The organism is Lysinibacillus sp. RU7 (assembly GCF_057837305.1).
Genome location: NZ_JBYQFK010000329.1, coordinates 1 through 233, shown reverse-complemented (window position 1 = coordinate 233; position 233 = coordinate 1). Strand labels below are relative to the sequence as shown.

The 233-nt window shown below is 63.1% G+C and carries 1 protein-coding gene; it reads left to right on the top strand.

All coding sequences use genetic code 11. The features are described from left to right. Nucleotides 1–233: TraC family protein (locus tag AC3II9_RS22595; RefSeq protein ID WP_489159023.1), on the top strand; the 233-nt coding region annotated here is incomplete at both ends.

Here is a 233-nt window from a genome sequence, read left to right as displayed (position 1 = left end):
TGGGCACCCTGGGATTGCGCGCGCCTGATCGGTGACATGTTCGCCGACAAGCTGCGGATGCCCTGTCCGGTGGCCACCAACCTGTGCCTAGACTTCCCCGATCCGCAGGCGTCGAACAACAGGGCCAGCGTCAAGTTCATGCGGACCACGAGCCTCGCGGATTCGAAGTCCGCCCGGTTCTTGCCCCAGCTGCGCGATCAGTCGCAGGAGTGGAAGTTCGTCAACGACGAAAT